Origin of the sequence: Streptomyces sp. NPDC060027 (assembly GCF_042737005.1) — a bacterium.
In the GTDB taxonomy this organism is placed as follows: domain Bacteria; phylum Actinomycetota; class Actinomycetes; order Streptomycetales; family Streptomycetaceae; genus Streptomyces.
The window spans coordinates 1-19,334 of the sequence record NZ_JBHWVI010000165.1 but is presented as its reverse complement, the minus strand read 5'-3'; the positions used below and the strand labels follow the sequence as shown (position 1 = coordinate 19,334).

The window sequence follows — 19,334 nt, the reverse complement described above, 5'->3', positions numbered from 1 at the left end:
CGCCCGTTCCGGGAAGGAACGGGCGCCCTTTGCGTACGACGGCCGGTGGCCGCGCGGGGTCAGTCCTTGCTGATCTCCCAGAAGCGGAACACGGTCGAGGCGTCGAGGCAGTTCTCGATGCCGTACACGTTGTCGCGCACGACGGCGTACTGCTTGGCCTGCCAGATCGGGATGACCGGCAGTTCCTCGGCGACCAGGTCCTGGAGCTTGCCGAATTCGACCTCGGTCGCGGAGCGGTCGCTCTCGGCGGCCGTCTTCGGGATGAGGCTGCCGGTGATCGTGCTGTTGGTGAAGTTGTTGTTCAGGACGTTGCCCTTGCCGAAGAACGGGGCCGTGAAGTTGTCCGGGTCCGGGTAGTCGGGCACCCAGCCCTTCACGTACACGCCGTACTTGCCCTTGGCGATGTCCTTCTCGTACTGGCTGTAGGCGACGGACTTCACGGTCGCGTCGAACAGTCCGCTGGCGTTGAGCTGCTTGGCGATCGCCTTGAACTCCGCGTCCGTGGAGGGACCGTAACGCGACGGGGTCGACCAGAGCGTGAGCTTCACCTTGCCGGTGATGCCCTCGGTGCGCAGCGCGGCCTCTGCCTTGGAGCGCGAGGGGCGGGCGCCGTAGGTGTCGAAGAAGGAGGTGCTGTGGCCGGTGATGCCGGCCGGGATGATCGAGTACAGCGGCGTCGCCGTGCCCTGGTAGATGTCGTCGACGAGGGCGTCGCGGTCCAGGAGGTAGGCGATGGCCTTGCGGACGCCGAGCTGGCCCGTCACCGGGTCGTTCGCGTTGAGGACCAGGTGCTGGACCTCGGCGCTGGATCCCTCGACGACGTTGAGGCCGCTGCTGTCCGTGGTGTCGTTCTCGATGTCCGCGATGTCGTCGGCGGCGAGGCCTCGGTAGGCGACGTCGAGCTCGTCGTGCATGAGGGCCTTCTTCAGGCGCTCCTGGTCGCCGTGGAAGAACTTCAGCGTGATGCTGGAGCTCTTGGCCTCGGCGGTGCCCTTGTAGTTCGCGTTGACCGAGAAGACGGCCTTGTCGTCGCTGAACGAGTCGAGCTTGTACGGCCCCGAGCCGACCGCCTTGTCGTCCTTGCGGAGCCCGTTCGTGGCGTACTCCTGATGGTCCACGATCGAGCCGGCGCCGGAGGCGATCTTGCTCGGGAAGGTGGCGTCGGGGTACTTGAGGTGGAAGACGACGGTCTGGGCGTCCGGTGTCTTGACCGTGTCGAGCATGGGGAACATGATCGCCGGGCCGGCATCGTCGTTGATCTTCAGCATGCGGTCGAAGGAGTACTTCACGTCGGCCGAGGTGAGCGCGTCACCGTTGCTGAACTTCAGGCCGTCCCGCAGCGTGCACGTGTAGACCGTGGTGCCGGCGTCCGTGAACGCGCACTCCTTGGCCGCTTCCGGCTCGGGCTCGGTACCGCCCTTGGGGAAACTCAACAGCGACTGGAAGACGTTGTTGAACAACAGCCACGATCCTGGGTCGTAGCCGGAAGCCGGGTCGGTGGCCAGGACGTCGTCGGACATCCCGATCACCACGGAGGAGCCACTGCTCCCGGAATCGCCCGTCTCCGAGCCACAGCCGGTCAGCAGGCCGGAGGCCAGCCCCGCCACGATCGGCAGGACTGGCCACTGGTTACGCATGTTCACTTGCACGTGCCTTGTCGTTGTATCTCGTGAACCCTGGACCGTTGGGCCCCGGGACGGACCCGGGGCTGTCAGGCCCCGGGTCGTGTCAGTCGGTCACTCGCTCACACCGCGGCCGAGTTCCCACAGCTGGAGGGTGGAGGAAGAGTTGAGCGCCCACTCCGAGCCCGTGATGTCGTCGCGCGCGGCGATGTACTGGTTGCCCTGCCACAGCGGGATCAGCGGGACGTCGTTGGCGACGATGTTCTGGATCTCCGTGAGGCTCTTCGCCGCGGTGATGCGGTCGGGCTCGCGCCGGGACGCGGGGATCAGGTTGTTGATGATGTCGCTGTTCGCGTACGGCGACTTGAGGAAGTTGTTCTTGTCGAGGAACGGCGCCAGGTAGTTGTCGGCGTCCGGGAAGTCGGGGAACCAGCCCATGCCCCAGACGTCGTAGTCGCCGGCGCGCTCAGCCGGGACGAACTTGTCCCAGCTCGTGCCCTGGGTGCGGACCTCGAAGAGACCGCTCTTGTTCAGCTGGTCCTTCAGGACCTGGAATTCCTTCGCGGTGACCGCGCCGTAGTGGTCGGTCGCGTAGTGCAGGGTGATCTTCACCGGGGTGGTGATGGCGGCCTTGGTGAGCAGCGCCCTGGCGCGGCTGACGCTCGGCTCCCCGTACTTGTTGAAGAACGCGTTGGAGTGGCCCGTGATGGCGGCCGGGACCAGCGAGTAGAGCGGCTGGGCCTGCGAACCGTACACCTTGGAGATGAGCTCACCGCGGTCGATGACCTGCGCCATGGCCTGGCGGACGGCCGTCGACTTCACCGACGGGGCGTCGGTGTTGAAGGCCAGGTAGCGGATCTCCAGGCCGGGCATCTCGTTCAGGTCGATGTTGCCGCCCGAAGCGCTGTCCAGCTTGTTGATCTGGTCCGGCGTCATCGAGCGGGTCATCAGGTCGATGTCGCCCTTTTCGAGGGCCGTGCCCATGGCCGCGGCGTCCTCGAAGGAGCGCAGCTCGACCTTGGAGTTGTTCACCTTCAACTGGCCCTGGTAGTGGGAGTTCTTGGTGAACACGGCCTTGACGACGGCGTCGTCCTTGACCTCGGTCTCGAGGGTGTACGGGCCGGAGCCGTCGACGGAGAAGCCGTCGCGCAGCTTGCCCTTCTCGTAGTCGTTCGGGTTCACGATGCCGGCGACCGGGGTCGACAGCTTGAACGGGAAGGTCGCGTCGGCGCTGTTGAGGTGGAAGATCACCTCGCGGTCGCCCCGCGTCTCGACGGTGTCGATGGTGGACAGCAGGGCGTACACCTCACTGTCCGCCTTGATGGCCCGCGCGCGGTCGATCGAGAACTTGACGTCCTTCGCGGTGATCGAGTCACCGCTGGCGAACTTCAGGTCCTTGCGCAGCGTGCACGAGTAACGCTCGTTGCCGCTGTCGGTGAAGCCACACTTCTCGGCTGCCTCGGGCTGCGGGTCACCGTCACCACGGGGCTGGACCATCAGCGTCTGCACGGTCTGGCGAAGGACGTTCCAGGTGCCGACGTCGTACGCGTACGCCGGGTCGAACGGAGCCGGGGCATCCTTCGACACGGTGAACCGGTCCGTGGTGCCGACAACGATGGCATCGCCGCTGTTGCTCCCGCTGTCGGACCCACCACACGCGGCGAGCACCGGGGCGAGCAGGCCGACCACGGCCGGCAGCACCAAAGTCTTGCGGTTCATGCTCGAGTTTCTCCAGAGCTGTAGTTTCCGCGAACCGGCATGCAAGGGTGGCGCGGCGGGTCACGGGGTTACGGCGATGTTCTGGCGATGACATTAGTCCGCACCACGGGGGCGGCTCACAGGTACCGGAGCCGTCTTCCGCTCACGCTGCGATACCGGGCGTGGACGCACCGATAACCCGACACGGGAAGGATTAGTGCAGCATTCCATCAATCGGGACACAACGGTGCGCCGGGGACGCACGAATGGGGGGTGAGTGCACAAGTCGGTCCGACTGTCGACCCTCGGTTACGTGACGAACGTCACATCGCCAACTCGATTAGCAAGTACCGGAATTCAGCCATCCGCCCCGATATCAATTCCCAGGTACTCATCGCTCGCGGTTACCACACGGGACCGCAGGAGCTTTCCGCGCATTCCCGTACCGCACGCTGAGTGTTTCGGTGACACACGCTCGGTGAACGCCTAACGCATTTCCGTCATCAGACGGTGCAGAAAGGGCAGGTCGACCTCTTCCAGGGAGGTGACCACCGTGCGGCGGGCGCCCGGGGCGATGGGCGCGACCGAGGGGACCACGACCACCTGGCAGCCCGCGGCCTCGGCGGAGGCGACGCCGGTCGAGGTGTCCTCGATGACGGCGCACCTCGCCGGTTCGGCGCCGAGCCCCGAAGCCGCGAGCAGGTACGGGTCGGGGAACGGCTTGGTCCGCTCCACCTCGTCGCCCGCGACGGTCAGCGCGAAGAAGTGGGAGCCGATCGAGCCCAGGACACGGTCGATGATCCGCCGGTGCGAGGCGGAGACCAGCGCGGTGGGGATCTCGTACGCCGCGAGTTCGGCGAGGAGCCGGGCCGCACCCGGCATCAGGGGCAGGGAGCGGCCGATGCGCTCCTCGAACCCGTCGTTGAGCAGCACGGTCAGTTCGGCGAGGGTGATGTCGGCACCGGTGGCCTCGATGAGGAAGCCCGCGCTGCGGGTCATCGGACCGCCGACGACCACATGGCGCCAGGAGTCGTCCAGCGCGTGCCCGAGAGCCCTGAAGACCTCGACCTCCACGTCCCACCAGAAGCCCTCGGTGTCCACCAAGGTGCCGTCCATGTCGAGGAGCACGGCCTGCAGGGCAGAGCCTTCGGCCGTACGAGTTCCGAGCGCGGGGACCGTACTGGTCATCCTGGCGCACCTCCTTGAGGGACGATCAGGCCGGTCGCCCCTTTTTCACCAAGGGGCGACCGGCCTGCGGTGGACCGACCAGTGTACGACCTATCCGATCAGTGTGCGTGGTGGCGCGCTCCAGCGCGTCGGGGCGGTCACGCGGTCACCGTGCGTTGAAGTACGTCGCCTCCGGGTGGTGGATCACGATCGCGTCGGTCGACTGCTCCGGGTGGAGCTGGAACTCCTCGGAGAGGTGGACGCCGATCCGCTCGGGCTCCAGAAGATCCGCGATCTTGGCGCGGTCCTCCAGGTTGGGGCAGGCGCCGTAGCCGAGCGAGAAGCGGGCGCCGCGGTACTTCAGGGCGAACATGTCCTCGATCTCGGACGGGTCCTCCCCCGCGAAGCCCAGCTCCGAGCGCACCCGCGCGTGCCAGTACTCGGCGAGCGCCTCGGCCAGCTGCACGGAGAGGCCGTGCAGTTCGAGGTAGTCGCGGTAGGCGTCGGACTCGAAGAGCTTGGCGGTCTCCTCGCCGATCCGGGAGCCGACGGTGACGACCTGGAGGCCGACCACGTCGATCTCCCCCGACTCCTCCGGCCGGAAGTAGTCGGCCAGACACAGCCGGCGGCCCCGGCGCTGGCGCGGGAACGTGAAGCGGGTCCGCTCGTTGCCCCGCTCGTCCAGGATGATCAGGTCGTCGTCCTTGGAGACGCACGGGAAGTAGCCGTAGACCACGGCCGCCTCCAGCAGGTTGTCGGTCTGGAGCTTGTCCAGCAGCCCGCGCAGCCGCGGCCGGCCCTCGGTCTCGACCAGTTCCTCGTACGTCGGACCATCACCGGTACGGGCCTGCTTGAGACCCCACTGCCCCTTGAACAGGGCGCCCTCGTCCAGCCAGGAGGCGTACTCCTTGAGCTGGATGCCCTTGATCACGCGGGTGCCCGAGAAGGGCGGCTTCGGAACGGGGTTGTCGACGGAGACGTCGGAGCGGACGTGGCCCTCTTCCGGGTGCTCCTCGACGACCGCGTCCGCGGCGGCCCGCACCCGGCGCTGCTTGAGTTCGGGCAGCACCGCGCCGGGCACTCCGCGCTTGACGCCGATCAGCGCGTCCATCAGACGCAGGCCCTCGAAGGCGTCGCGGGCGTAGCGGACCTCGCCCTGGTAGATCTCGTACAGGTCCTGTTCGACGTAGGCCCGGGTCAGGGCCGCGCCGCCGAGGATCACCGGATAGTCGGCGGACAGGCCGCGCTGGTTGAGCTCCTCCAGGTTCTCCTTCATGATCACCGTGGACTTGACCAGGAGCCCGGACATGCCGATGACGTCGGCCCGGTGCTCCTGGGCGGCGTCCAGGATGGCGGAGACCGGCTGCTTGATGCCGAGGTTGACGACGTTGTAGCCGTTGTTCGACAGGATGATGTCGACCAGGTTCTTGCCGATGTCGTGGACATCGCCGCGCACGGTGGCCAGCACGATGGTGCCCTTGCCCTCCGCGTCCGACTTCTCCATGTGCGGTTCGAGGAAGGCGACGGCCGTCTTCATGACCTCGGCGGACTGGAGCACGAACGGCAGCTGCATCTGGCCGGAACCGAACAGTTCGCCGACCACCTTCATGCCGTCCAGCAGCGTCTCGTTGACGATGGCGAGGGCCGGTCGGTCCTGGAGGGCCTCGGCGAGGTCGGCCTCCAGTCCGTTCTTCTCGCCGTCGATGATCCGCCGCTTGAGGCGTTCGTCCAGGGGCAGCGCGGCCAGTTCCTCGGCCTTGCCCGCCTTCAGGGACTTGGTGGTGGCGCCCTCGAACAGCGCCATCAGCTTCTGCAGCGGGTCGTAGCCCTCGGCCCGGCGGTCGTGGATGAGGTCGAGGGCGGTGGTGACCTCCTCCTCGCTGAACCGGGCGATCGGCAGGATCTTGGACGCGTGCACGATCGCCGAGTCCAGGCCCGCCTTGACGCACTCGTCGAGGAAGACCGAGTTGAGCAGGATGCGGGCGGCCGGGTTGAGACCGAAGGAGATGTTGGACAGGCCGAGCGTGGTCTGCACGTCCGGGCGGCGGCGCTTGAGCTCGCGGATCGCCTCGATCGTCGCGATGCCGTCCTTGCGGGACTCCTCCTGGCCCGTGCAGATCGTGAAGGTCAGGGTGTCGATGAGGATGTCGGACTCGTGGATGCCCCAGTTGGCCGTCAGGTCCTCGATGAGCCGTTCGGCGATGGCGACCTTGGTCTCGACGGTGCGGGCCTGGCCCTCCTCGTCGATGGTCAGCGCGATCAGCGCGGCACCGTGCTCCTGGGCGAGCCGCGTCACCTTCGCGAACCGGGACTCGGGCCCGTCGCCGTCCTCGTAGTTGACGGAGTTGATGACCGCGCGCCCGCCGAGACGCTCCAGGCCCGCGCGGATCACCGGGACCTCGGTGGAGTCCAGCACGATCGGCAGCGTGGAGGCGGTGGCGAAGCGGCCGGCCAGCTCGTCCATGTCGGCGACGCCGTCCCGGCCGACGTAGTCGACACACAGGTCGAGCATGTGCGCGCCCTCGCGGATCTGGTCGCGGGCCATCTCCACACAGTCGTCCCAGCGGGCCTCCAGCATGGCCTCGCGGAACTTCTTCGAGCCGTTGGCGTTCGTCCGCTCGCCGATCGCCATGTACGCGGTGTCCTGGCGGAACGAGACGGTCTGGTAGAGGGAGGCGGCACCGGGCTCGGGCCGCGGGCTGCGCTCGGTGGGCGCGACCCCGCGCACCCGCTCCACCAGCTGGCGCAGGTGCTCCGGCGTCGTACCGCAGCAGCCGCCGACCAGGGAGAGGCCGTAGTCGCGTACGAAGTTCTCCTGGGCGTCGGCCAGGCCCTCGGCGTCGAGGGGGAAGTGGGCGCCGTCCTTCGTCAGGACCGGCAGGCCGGCGTTCGGCATGCACAGGAGCGGAATGCGGGAGTGCCGGGTGAGGTAGCGCAGGTGCTCGCTCATCTCGGCGGGGCCGGTCGAGCAGTTCAGGCCGATCATGTCGATGCCGAGCGGTTCCAGCGCGGTCAGTGCCGCGCCGATCTCGGAGCCCAGCAGCATGGTGCCGGTCGTCTCGAAGGCCATCGAGACCAGCAGCGGCACCCGGACGCCGGTCGCCTCCATCGCGCGGTGCGCGCCGAGCACGGAGGACTTCGTCTGCAGCAGGTCCTGGGTCGTCTCCACGATCAGCGCGTCCGCGCCGCCGGCGAGCAGGCCCTCGGCGTTGGCCTGGAAGCCGTCGCGCAGCGTCCCGTACGAGACGTGGCCGAGCGTCGGCAGCTTCGTGCCCGGGCCGATCGAGCCGAGGACCCAGCGCTGACGGCCGTCCCGGGCGCCGAACTCGTCGGCGACCTCGCGGGCCAGCCGGGCCCCGGCCTCGGACAGTTCGTGGACCCGGTCCGCGATGTCATACTCGGCCATCGCCGAGTGGTTCGCCCCGAAGGTGTTCGTCTCGACGCAGTCGACGCCGACCTCGAAGTACGCCTCGTGGACGGAACGGACGATGTCGGGGCGGGTGACGTTCAGGATCTCGTTGCAGCCCTCGAGGTTCTCGAAGTCCTCCAGCGTCGGGTCCTGCGCCTGAAGCATCGTGCCCATCGCGCCGTCGGCCACCACCACACGGGTGGCGAGTGCTTCTCGGAGTGCTTCGGTTCGCTCCCGGCCTTCGGAGAGGCCGGACGAAAGGGACGGGTTCGGCAACGAGGCCATGAAGGTGCTCCCTGGAGTGCGACGGCTGTCGGCTTTGCGCTTCCCATGGAAGGCGCACGCCGTCAGGGTAGCCCGGAGCACCGCCGATCAGTCGTGGCGTCCACGAGCCGGACGGGTGTGGCGCGGGTGACGTCGGCGTGGGGGCGGACGGAACGCGGGGCGACCACCCATTGGCGGCAGCTCAGTAACGACCGGTAGTGTTCGACATTGCCGAACGGCAGCGGCAGTCGCACGCCGGCGGTCCAAGGGGACGGAGGCAGCACGGCGATGGCACGGAACATCCAGTCGCTCGAACGGGCGGCAGCCATGCTGCGGCTGCTCGCGGGCGGCGAGCGGCAGCTCGGCCTGTCGGACATCGCCTCCTCGCTGGGCCTGGCCAAGGGTACGGCCCACGGCATCCTGCGCACCCTCCAGCAGGAGGGGTTCGTCGAGCAGGACACGGCCTCCGGGCGCTATCAGCTGGGCGCCGAGCTCCTGCGCCTCGGCACCACCTATCTCGACGTGCACGAACTACGGGCGCGCGCCCTGGTGTGGACCGACGACCTGGCCCGCTCCAGCGGAGAGAGCGTCTATCTGGGCGTGCTGCACCAGCAGGGCGTGCTGATCGTGCACCACGTCTTCCGGCCCGACGACAGCCGTCAGGTCCTGGAGGTCGGGGCGATGCAGCCCCTGCACTCCACGGCACTGGGCAAGGTGCTGTCGGCCTACGACCCGGTGGCGCACAGCGAGGTCCTGGAGGTCGACCGCAAGGTGTTCACCCCGAGGACGATCAGCGAACTGGACCAGTTCGAGGGCGTCCTCGACGTGACCCGCGCGCGCGGGTACGCGGACGATGTCGAGGAGACCTGGACGGGGGTCGCCTCGGTCGCCGCCCCGATCCACAACCGGCGGCGGATGCCGGTGGGCGCGGTCGGCATCACCGGAGCCGTGGAACGGGTCTGCAAGGACGGGGAACTGCGCCCGGACCTGATCGCGGCCGTACGGGACTGTGCCCGCGCGGTGTCGCGGGACCTGGGCGCGGGGCGGTTCTGACAGGCGCGGACCTTCGGAGGTTCGTACGGCACGAGGCCGGGAAGCGGGATGCTTCCCGGCCTTTGTCGTGCACTCGGACGAGCGACGAGGCATCGATAGCACACGCCGATCAGTAACGATCGTGCTTTCGATAACAGAGCTCTTGACGCGCTGGTAACGCGAGAGCAAGACTCCCGTCCATCGGTCGACATTGTCGAACACCTACCGGCAATACGCGTTAGAGTGTGGCAATGCCAGGGCCGAGATCGCTCTCACTCCCCGAGAGCACGAACCACCGGAGGGACCCGGGGTTCGGCTTCCCCTGGACGAAGGACAAAGGAGTCGCGGGTGTCCAGCTCCGACATCTTCATCGGCGAGACCATCGGTACCGCCGTTCTCATCCTGCTCGGCGGTGGCGTGTGCGCCGCCGTCACACTGAAGGCCTCCAAGGCGCGCAACGCCGGCTGGCTCGCCATCGCCTTCGGGTGGGGCTTCGCGGTCATGACCGCGGTCTACATCTCGGCGCCGCTCTCCGGCGCGCACCTCAACCCGGCCGTGACACTCGCGCTGGCGATCAAGGACGACGACTACAGCAACCTCGCCACCTACTGGGGCGGGCAGCTGCTCGGCGCCATGATCGGCGCGGCGCTGGTCTGGGTCGCCTACTACGGCCAGTTCCTCGCCCACCTCACCGACCGCGAGATCGTCGGGGGTTCCGAGGACGAGGCTGTGAAGTCGGTCGAGGCCGAGGAGAAGGGCGCGGGCCCCGTGCTCGGCGTCTTCTCCACCGGCCCCGAGATCCGGAACGTCGTGCAGAACCTCGCCACCGAGATCATCGGCACCGTCGTCCTGATCCTCGCGATCCTCACGCAGGGTCTGAACAACGACGGCAACGGCCTGGGCACCCTGGGCGCCCTGATCACCGCCTTCGTGGTGGTGAGCATCGGCCTCTCGCTCGGTGGCCCCACCGGCTACGCGATCAACCCGGCCCGTGACCTCGGTCCGCGCATCGTGCACGCCCTGCTCCCCCTGCCCAACAAGGGCGGATCGGACTGGAGCTACGCCTGGATACCGGTCGTCGGCCCGCTCATCGGCGGCGCGATCGCGGCAGGCATATACAACGTCGCCTTCGCTTAGGAGTCCCCGCTCCAGCACGCTAGGAAGCCGCGCCCCAAGAGCCGCGAGCCGCACAGCACCGCTTTGAAGCACCGCGCCGTATACAGCCCCTTTCCCACGGATCCCAGGAGCACACCGTGACCGACGCACACACCGCCGGCCCCTTCATCGCCGCGATCGACCAGGGCACCACCTCGTCCCGCTGCATCGTCTTCGACCGCGACGGACGCATCGTCTCCGTCGACCAGAAGGAGCACGAGCAGATCTTCCCGAAGCCGGGCTGGGTCGAGCACGACGCCGCCGAGATCTGGACCAACGTCCAGGAGGTCGTCGCCGGAGCCATCTCGAAGGCCGGCATCACCCGCGACGACATCAAGGCCATCGGCATCACCAACCAGCGTGAGACCACGCTGCTGTGGGACAAGAACACCGGTGAGCCCGTCCACAACGCCCTCGTCTGGCAGGACACCCGCACCGACGCCCTGTGCCGGGAACTCGGCCGCAACGTCGGCCAGGACCGCTTCCGCCGCGAGACCGGCCTGCCGCTCGCGTCGTACTTCGCCGGCCCCAAGGCCCGCTGGCTGCTCGACAACGTCGAGGGCCTGCGCGAGCGCGCCGAGGCCGGAGACATCCTCTTCGGCACCATGGACACCTGGGTCATCTGGAACCTGACCGGCGGTGTCGACGGCGGCAAGCACGTCACCGACGTCACCAACGCCTCCCGCACCATGCTGATGAACCTGCACACCCTGGCGTGGGACGACAAGATCGCCGAGTCCATCGGCGTCCCGCTGGCGATGCTGCCCGAGATCCGCTCCTCCGCCGAGGTCTACGGCGAGGTCACCGGCGGCCCGCTCGGCGACCTGCTCGGCGGCATCCCGGTCGCCTCCGCGCTCGGCGACCAGCAGGCGGCCCTGTTCGGCCAGACCTGTTTCTCCGAGGGCGAGGCCAAGTCCACCTACGGCACCGGCACGTTCATGCTGATGAACACCGGTGACAAGATCATCAACTCGTACTCGGGCCTGCTGACCACGGTCGGCTACCGGATCGGCGAGCAGGAGCCGGTCTACGCCCTGGAAGGCTCCATCGCCGTCACCGGTTCGCTGGTGCAGTGGATGCGCGACCAGATGGGCCTGATCAAGTCCGCCGCCGAGATCGAGACGCTCGCGTCCTCGGTCGAGGACAACGGCGGCGCCTACTTCGTGCCGGCCTTCTCCGGTCTGTTCGCCCCGTACTGGCGTCCCGACGCCCGCGGTGTGATCGCCGGCCTGACCCGGTACGTCACCAAGGCGCACATCGCGCGCGCCGTCCTGGAGGCCACCGCCTGGCAGACCCGTGAGATCAGCGACGCCATGACCAAGGACTCCGGCGTCGAGCTCACGGCCCTCAAGGTCGACGGCGGCATGACCTCCAACAACCTGCTGATGCAGACCCTGGCCGACGTCCTGGACGCCCCCGTGGTGCGCCCGATGGTCGCCGAGACCACCTGCCTCGGCGCCGCCTACGCCGCCGGCCTCGCCGTCGGCTTCTGGACCAACACCGAGGACCTGCGCGCCAACTGGCGCCGGGCCGCGGAATGGACCCCCAACATGGACGCGGATGTCCGCGACCGTGAGTACAAGAGCTGGCTCAAGGCCGTCGAGCGGACCATGGGCTGGATCGAAGACGAGAACTGACGAGGAGTAAGAACCCGCAATGACCAGCCAGCCCACCCTGCAGTCCGTGCCTGCCCTCGGTACGCACCCGGCCTCCGGCTCCAACCCGAGCCGCGCCGAGGCCCGGGAGCAGCTTTCCAAGGCAACGTACGACCTCCTCGTCATCGGCGGCGGCATCCTGGGCATCTCCACCGCCTGGCACGCCGCGCAGTCCGGACTGCGGGTGGCGCTGGTCGACGCCGGCGACTTCGCCGGCGCCACCTCCTCCGCCTCCTCCAAGCTTCTCCACGGCGGTCTGCGCTACCTGCAGACCGGCGCGGTGAAGCTGGTGGCGGAGAACCACTTCGAGCGCCGTGCGGTCTCCCGCCAGGTGGCCCCCCACCTGGCGAACCCGCTCACGTTCTACCTCCCCGTGTACAAGGGCGGGCCGCACGGCGCGGCGAAGCTCGGAGCGGGCGTCTTCGCCTACTCCGCCCTGTCGGCCTTCGGTGACGGCGTGGGCCACCTGCTGAGCCCCTCCAAGGCCGCGCAGGACGTGCCCGAGCTGCGCACCGACAACCTCAAGGCCGTGGCCGTGTACGGCGACGACCAGATGAACGACTCCCGCATGGCCCTCATGACGGTCCGCGCGGCCGTCGAGTCGGGCGCCGCGGTGCTGAACCACACCGAGGTCACGGGCCTGCGCTTCACCCGGGGCCGGGTGACGGGCGCGGAACTGCGGGACCGGCTGTCCGGCGACGAGTTCGGCGTCGACGCCCGTCTCGTGCTGAACGCGACCGGCCCGTGGGTGGACCACCTGCGCCGTATGGAGGACCCGAATGCCGCGCCGTCGATCCGTCTCTCGAAGGGCGCACATCTGGTCCTGAAGCGGACCTCGCCGTGGAAGGCCGCGCTGGCCACCCCGATCGACAAGTACCGCATCACCTTCGCGCTCCCGTGGGAGGACATGCTCCTGCTCGGCACCACCGACGAGGAGTACGAGGGCGACCCGGCGGACGTCTCGGTCACCGAGAAGGACACGGCCCAGATCCTCGACGAGGCCGCGTTCTCCATACGCGACCAGCAGCTCTCCCGTGACCTGATCACGTACTCCTTCGCCGGTCTGCGGGTGCTGCCGGGCGGCCCCGGCGACACCTCGAAGGCCAAGCGCGAGACGGTCGTCACGGAGGGCCGCGGCGGGATGCTGTCCGTCGCGGGCGGCAAGTGGACCACCTTCCGGCACATCGGCCGTACGGTCATGAAGAAGCTGGAGTCACTGCCCGGCCGTCCGCTGGGCGAGGACTTCGAGCCGGTCTCCGAGCTGCCGAGGAAGCTGCCGCTTCCCGGTGTGGCCAACCCGCGTGCCGTCGCGCACCGCCTCCTGGTGGACGGCCCGGCGCCCGGCCCGCGCATGGCCGCCGACACGGCCAGGCATCTGGCCACCCACTACGGCTCGCTGGCCTTCGACATCGCCCGGCTGGCGAACGAGAACCCCGAGCTCGGCGAGCGCGTCCACCCGGACGCCCCGGAGATCTGGGCGCAGGTCGTCTACGCCCGGGACAACGAGTGGGCCGAGACGGCGGACGACGTGCTGCGCCGCCGTACGACGCTGACGATCCGCGGTCTCGCCACCGACGACGTCCGCGGCAAGGTGCAGGACCTGCTCGACGACAAGTAGGCGTCCGCGGTCATGTGAGGGGCGGCTCCCACGGGGGGTGCCGCCCCTCACGCATGGGCCGGCGCGGCCGGCGCTCCCGCGGGTGCCGGGCACCTGGACACTCCCTGTTCAGCCCACGGAACCCCCATAATGTCCGATGAGACATCGGATGTCTGACGGGACATCCCGAGTGACAGGGAGGCCCCGCCATGGCAGTCACCGACGAGGCGATCGAGAAGATCAAGGGAATGATCGTCTCCGGCGCGCTGCGTCCGGGGGACCGGCTTCCCAAGGAGAGCGAACTGGCGGCCGAACTCGGGCTGTCCCGCAACTCCCTGCGGGAGGCCGTCCGCGCCCTGTCCCTCATCCGCATCCTGGACGTGCGCCAGGGCGACGGCACGTACGTCACGAGCCTGGACCCGCACCTCCTCCTGGAGGCGCTGAGCTTCGTCGTCGACTTCCACCGCGACGACACGGTCCTGGAGTTCCTCGCCGTGCGGCGCATTCTGGAGCCCGCGGCCACCGCGATGGCGGCCGCCCGCATCAGCGAGCAGCAACTGGACCTGCTCTCCTCGCAGTTGGACAGGCTCGGTGCGGACCCCTCCGTGGAGGAACTCGTCGCCTGCGACCTGGAGTTCCACCGGGGCATCGCGCTGGCCTCGGGCAACGCGGTGCTGTGCTCCCTTCTCGAGAGCCTGTCGGGCCCCACCACCCGCGCCCGCGTCCGGCGGGGCCTGACCCAGGAGGACGCGGTCGGCCGCACCCTGCGCGAGCACCGCGCCATCCTGTCCGCCCTGCGCGACCGGGACGCGGAGGCGGCCCGGTCCTGGGCGACGGTGCACATCGCGAGCGTGGAGCAGTGGCTCAGATCCACGCTCTAGCGGCGAGCCGGAACCCGGGGCGGACGCCGGTTTCGTTCATGCGTGCGCCCCGTCCCCCGTGGGTGTTTCGGGCCGCTCCCAGAACATCGGATCTCTCCCGGTCGTCCGACGTATGGCGCGGGCACGGGGCAATGTCCGCGGTCCGCAGGCGAGTTGACCCACGGACAGTTCGGACGGCTGCGGGGCGGTCCGGGGTGGCCGTCACGCGTGTTTCCGGGCCCCCGGCGGGGCAGTGATCCGTTCACTCCCCCGTGCGAGGGGGCTGCGGAGGCCCCCTCGGCACGCCGTAAGGTTGAGGCGTACGCGAGGGCACATCGGAAGGAGGCGCTGGGTGATCGAGCTGGAGGGGGTTCCCGAGCTGATCGACCCAGTCATGGTGGCCGCGTTCGAAGGCTGGAACGACGCCGGCGACGCCGCCTCCACCGCGGTCGCGCATCTGGACAGGGAATGGAAGGGCGAGGTCTTCGCGGCACTGGACGCCGAGGACTACTACGACTTCCAGGTGAACCGCCCCACCGTGTGGCTGGACGGTGGTGTACGCAAGATCACCTGGCCGACCACCCGTCTGTCGGTGGTCCGGGTCGGCGGCGAGAAGCCGCGCGACCTCGTGCTGGTCCGCGGCATCGAGCCGTCGATGCGCTGGCGCTCGTTCTGCAACGAGCTGCTCGGTTTCGCGCACGAACTGGGCGTGGAGCTGGTGGTGATCATGGGCGCGCTGCTCGGTGACACCCCGCACACCCGTCCCGTACCGGTCAGCGGGGTCACCTCCGACGCCGACCTGGCCCGCACGATGGACCTGGAGGAGACCAAGTACGAGGGCCCGACGGGCATCGTCGGCATCCTCCAGGAGGCGTGCACGCACGCGGGCGTACCGGCCGTGTCGCTGTGGGCGGCCGTGCCGCACTACGTGTCGCAGCCGCCCAACCCGAAGGCGACCCTGGCGCTCCTCAACCGCCTTGAGGACCTCATCGACCTGCGCATTCCCCTGGGCGAGCTGCCCGAGGACGCGCGGGCCTGGCAGCTGGGCGTCGACCAGCTGGCCGCCGAGGACAGCGAAGTCGCCGAGTATGTGCAGACGCTGGAGGAGGCCCGGGACACCGCCGAACTGCCGGAGGCGTCCGGCGAGGCGATCGCCCGCGAGTTCGAGCGTTATCTGCGCCGCAGGGACGGTGGCGGTCCGGCGACGGGTGCCGGGAGCCATGCGACGGAGAGCGGCGAGCCGACCTCCTACCTCCGTGACACTCCCGGCGGCCGTACGCGGCCGCCGATGGCGCAGCGCCCGGAGTCCGACACGGGGCAGGACGCCGGAGAGGACGGGGAGTCGCGACAGGAGCCGGAGACGGACGAGGCCGCCGACGGCACCGGTCCGGACGTCCGGGCCGACGAGTCCGGCCCCAAGGACTCCAAGGGTTCCAAAGGTTCCAAGGGGTCCAAGGACTCCAAGGGATCCAAGGGGTCCAAGGGCGCTTCAGGTGCCGCGAAGGCGCCGGGTTCCACGGATTCATCGGATCCTTCCGACTCCTCCAGCTCCTCCGACGCATCGGACTCCTCCGAGGACTGAGCGGAAAGGGGCGGTGCGCACACGGTGCGCCGCCCCCGGCCGTCGGGCCGCCGGGAAGTGCCAGGCGCCGGGGCCCTCATCGATCCCCCTTTCGCACCCGCCGCACCGCCGTACCCGCCGTTCCCGTTCGCACGGTGAAGCCGCCGTTGCGGTGAGGCCGCCGTCCGCGGGCGAATCGGCGTGCCCGCACGGCGGGCCCGCGGCGGTGACGCCCCCGGCGTGAAACCGTCGGACGGAGAGAACCGGTCGGCCGGCGCCCGCACGGCCGGGCCGTCCTGCCGTCGGGCCGCGCGGTCCGGCCGTACCACCCCTCCCGGCACAGCTCTCGCGGCGAGCAGCCCTCGGCCTGCGGAACAGCGGTGTGCGCGGCGCCCGGCCGCAGAGGCCGGGCCCGACCGGTCCAAGGGGCAACAGCCGCTGCCGCCCCATCACTTGACATGCGCCTCGGTAGCGTTTGGCCTAATTGGGGCGTGACATCTGTTTCAGGACGGATTGCACAGGTTTCCCCATTCAACTTGTTTTCAAACCAAGTTGGCGAAGACGGGGTGGACGCGGCGCCGTGGGCGTGCCAGGTTGTGCCCCGAAGGCGCCGCCCGGCAACGGGACATGACACTCGGCGCCGCACCGGAGGAAGGCACACGGCACGGCAGAGCACACGCATCGACCGGCACCCACAGGGACCGGCACCCGCAGGGATCGGCACCCGCAGGGATCGAAGGGAGCGGCACGCGATGACCGACCAGGTACAGCCGGCGCAGAGCCCGGGAACGTCCGGGCCCGGGCCCGACGGAGCGGGATTCACCTATCGAGGAGCCGAGCAGGAACTGATCGTCGTCGCACGTCCGGAGGCCCGGTTGCGTGCCCGGGCCGAGGGCGTCCGCTCGGCGGCCGGCGCCGACGTCTCGGCCCTCAACATGTTCCTCAGCGACGAACAGCTCGCCCTGGAGCCGCTGTTCGGGAGCGAGGAGCGGCTCCAGCAGTCCGCGGTGGTGGGCACCGAGAGCGGGCCCGACCTCGCGCTCTTCTACCGGGTGCGCGGCGTGGAGAGCCGTGCCCAGGAGCTGCGCGCACGGATCGCGGCACTGCCGGAGATCGACACGGCGTACGTGAAGCCGGGTGCCGTTCCCGCCTCCACGGGGTCGGCCGGCTGGACCGGCCAGAGCGCCGACGACGGCCAGCGGCTCAAGGAGGGGGCGCCCGTCACCCCCGACTTCACCAGCAGGCAGGGCTACTTGCGTCCGGCCCCCGAGGGTATCGACGCCTACTGGGCCTGGCAGCGGCCGGGCGGTTCGGGCCGGAGCGTCACGGTGATCGACGTGGAGGGCGCCTGGCAGCTCGGGCACGAGGATCTGGCCTCGAAACTCGCCGGTGTCGTGGTCGGCACCCCCGTCACCGACATAGCCTGGCGCAACCACGGCACCGCCGTCATCGGGGTGATCGGCGGCGACCGCAACGAGCACGGGACCACCGGAATCGCGCCGGACGCCGTGACCGCGGCCGCGTCCTTCCAGGGCATCGGAACGGCCGCCGCGATCCACGCGGCGGCGGAACGGCTGAGCCCCGGCGACATCATCCTGGTCGAACTGCACGCCCCGGGGCCCCGGTTCGACTTCGAGGAGCGCGACACACAGGAGGGCTACATCGCGCTCGAGTGGTGGCCCGACAACTTCGCGGCCGTCCAGTCCGCCACCGCCCGGGGCATCCTCGTGGTGGCGGCCGCCGGCAACGGCGCCGAGTCGCTCGACGACGCGGTGTACGAACGCCGCCCCGCGGAGTTCCCCGATGGGTGGCGCAATCCCTTCAACCCCTCCAACCGGTCCTCCGGGGCGATCCTGGTCGGCGCGGGCGCACCGCCGCCCGGCACGCACGGCCGCGACCACGGCCCGGACCGTTCACGGCTCGCGTTCTCCAACTACGGGGCCCGCGTGGACGCGCAGGGCTGGGGACGCGAGGTCACGACCACCGGCGGCTTCTGGGACCGGCCCGGCGATCTGCAGGGCGGCGCCGAGGAGATCGCCTGGTACACGGACACGTTCTCCGGGACCTCTTCCGCCTCCCCGGTGGTGGTCGGTGCCCTGGCCGCGCTGCAAGGCATGCTCAAGGCGGCGGGCCAGGCACCGATGTCCTCGGAACGTGCGCGCGCGGTGCTGCGGGCCACGGGTTCCCCGCAGCAGGACGCGCCGGGCCGGCCCGCGTCCCAGCGGATCGGCAACCGGCCGGACATCAAGGCGGCGGTCACCCGGCTGCTGCCCGAGGCCGTCGGCTCGGGCCAGGCCGAGCGGTACTGGGACGAGCTGCTGCCGTATCCGCGCGAACTCCCGCCGAGGCTCCGGCTGTACGTGTCCGGTGCCTGGCGCAACCTCAACAACCCGTCCTCCGAGATCCGTCAGGCGGTGCACTCCGCCTTCGCGGGGGGACGGCCCGATGTACGGGTCTGGTTCTCGGACGACGAGATCGTCGGCCTGGTCGTCACGGGCTGAGGACCTGGTCCTCCCGGACCGGAACGGAACGCAACCAACCATTGATGGAAGGTGGCACCCGCATGAGCACGATCCCCCAGATGAGCCAGCAGGGGCAGGGACAGCAGGGCCTTCAGCAGGGCAGCCCCCAGCAGGCACAGCAGGGCCCCAGCACGGCTCCTCCGCAGCACCTCGGGACGCAGCAGGAGTACGGACAGCAGCAGTTCGGACAGGAGCAGTTCGGACCGCAGCAGGGCATGAGCCAGGAGCAGCCTTTCGGCACGCAGGCGCAGCAGCCGTACGGGCCGCAGGGCATCGGCCAGCAGATGCAGCAGCCGCACCTCCAGCAGGGCATCGGCCAGCAAGGCATCGGCCAGCAGTTCCCGCAGCACCAGATCCCGCAGCAGCACATTCCGCCGCACCTCCAGCAGCAGCTCCAGCAACTGGGCCGGCAGCAGCCGTACCAGCAGCTTCTCCGGCAGCTCGGCGGGCAGCAGGCCCAGCAACCGGGACAGCCGCTCGTGCTGCCGAGCGCCGTAGAGCGTGCGGCGCTCGTGAGCGGGGTCGCCACGAAGTTCTGGGACGTCGTCACCCCGCTGGCGGGGCAGCCGTCGATCCTCTACCTGTTCATCGACAACGGCTGGCGTCAGCTCGTGAACCCGAACCAGGTCACGCATGACGAGGTCCAGGAGGCCTTCGCCTTCGGTCAGCAGGTCATCGGGATCTACGACTCGGGCACCAACACCCTCCAGGCCGTGATCGTGAACCGGCAGTAGCAGAGGCGGGAGCGGCCGACCGCTCCACGCGCAGGGCGCCGGGCGGATCACTCCGCCC

At 69.5% G+C, this 19,334-nt stretch carries 12 protein-coding genes; 8 read left to right on the top strand and 4 right to left on the bottom strand.

The window, feature by feature from the left end:
* Positions 1–59: 59 nt before the first annotated feature.
* The 4 genes from ACFWBT_RS31075 to metH all read right to left on the bottom strand — a co-directional run bounded on the left by ACFWBT_RS31075 (position 60) and on the right by metH (position 8,181).
* Positions 60–1,643: an ABC transporter substrate-binding protein gene (locus tag ACFWBT_RS31075; RefSeq protein ID WP_385706283.1), complete on the bottom strand. Its 1,584-nt coding sequence runs from the start codon at positions 1,641–1,643 to the stop codon at positions 60–62.
* A gap of 93 nt (positions 1,644–1,736) precedes the next feature.
* Complete coding sequence (locus ACFWBT_RS31070; RefSeq protein WP_385706282.1) at positions 1,737–3,341, bottom strand: ABC transporter substrate-binding protein; 1,605 nt, start codon at positions 3,339–3,341, stop codon at positions 1,737–1,739.
* A 465-nt stretch (positions 3,342–3,806) separates the two neighbouring features.
* The gene (locus tag ACFWBT_RS31065) at positions 3,807–4,508 is read right to left on the bottom strand and encodes an HAD family hydrolase (protein ID WP_385706280.1); all 702 of its coding nucleotides are present in this window, start codon (positions 4,506–4,508) and stop codon (positions 3,807–3,809) included.
* A 145-nt stretch (positions 4,509–4,653) separates the two neighbouring features.
* On the bottom strand, positions 4,654–8,181 hold the full coding sequence (gene metH, locus ACFWBT_RS31060; RefSeq protein WP_385706278.1) for a methionine synthase: 3,528 nt from the start codon (positions 8,179–8,181) through the stop codon (positions 4,654–4,656).
* Positions 8,182–8,448: 267 nt separating this feature from the next.
* On the opposite strand from metH, the gene ACFWBT_RS31055 reads away from it, so the two are divergent.
* The 8 genes from ACFWBT_RS31055 (at position 8,449) to ACFWBT_RS31020 (ending at position 19,276) form a co-directional block, all read left to right on the top strand.
* The gene (locus ACFWBT_RS31055) at positions 8,449–9,213 is read left to right on the top strand and encodes an IclR family transcriptional regulator (protein ID WP_385706276.1); all 765 of its coding nucleotides are present in this window, start codon (positions 8,449–8,451) and stop codon (positions 9,211–9,213) included.
* Between the two features lie 327 nt (positions 9,214–9,540).
* Positions 9,541–10,329, top strand: a complete 789-nt coding sequence (locus tag ACFWBT_RS31050; protein ID WP_385706274.1) for an MIP/aquaporin family protein — start codon at positions 9,541–9,543, stop codon at positions 10,327–10,329.
* Between the two features lie 116 nt (positions 10,330–10,445).
* The gene (gene glpK / locus ACFWBT_RS31045; RefSeq protein ID WP_385706272.1) at positions 10,446–11,984 is read left to right on the top strand and encodes a glycerol kinase GlpK; all 1,539 of its coding nucleotides are present in this window, start codon (positions 10,446–10,448) and stop codon (positions 11,982–11,984) included.
* A 19-nt stretch (positions 11,985–12,003) separates the two neighbouring features.
* On the top strand, positions 12,004–13,620 hold the full coding sequence (locus ACFWBT_RS31040; RefSeq protein WP_385706270.1) for an FAD-dependent oxidoreductase: 1,617 nt from the start codon (positions 12,004–12,006) through the stop codon (positions 13,618–13,620).
* A gap of 188 nt (positions 13,621–13,808) precedes the next feature.
* Positions 13,809–14,480 carry a FadR/GntR family transcriptional regulator gene (locus tag ACFWBT_RS31035; RefSeq protein WP_385706268.1) on the top strand — a complete coding sequence of 224 codons (672 nt, stop codon included), beginning with the start codon at positions 13,809–13,811 and terminating at the stop codon, positions 14,478–14,480.
* 331 nt (positions 14,481–14,811) lie between these two features.
* Entirely contained in the window at positions 14,812–16,041 is a 1,230-nt protein-coding gene (locus ACFWBT_RS31030; protein WP_385706266.1) for a PAC2 family protein, read from the top strand.
* Between the two features lie 731 nt (positions 16,042–16,772).
* Positions 16,773–18,521 carry a S8 family peptidase gene (locus ACFWBT_RS31025; RefSeq protein WP_385706264.1) on the top strand — a complete coding sequence of 583 codons (1,749 nt, stop codon included), beginning with the start codon at positions 16,773–16,775 and terminating at the stop codon, positions 18,519–18,521.
* A gap of 62 nt (positions 18,522–18,583) precedes the next feature.
* Positions 18,584–19,276 carry a hypothetical protein gene (locus ACFWBT_RS31020; RefSeq protein ID WP_385706262.1) on the top strand — a complete coding sequence of 231 codons (693 nt, stop codon included), beginning with the start codon at positions 18,584–18,586 and terminating at the stop codon, positions 19,274–19,276.
* The last annotated feature ends 58 nt before the right edge of the window (positions 19,277–19,334 follow it).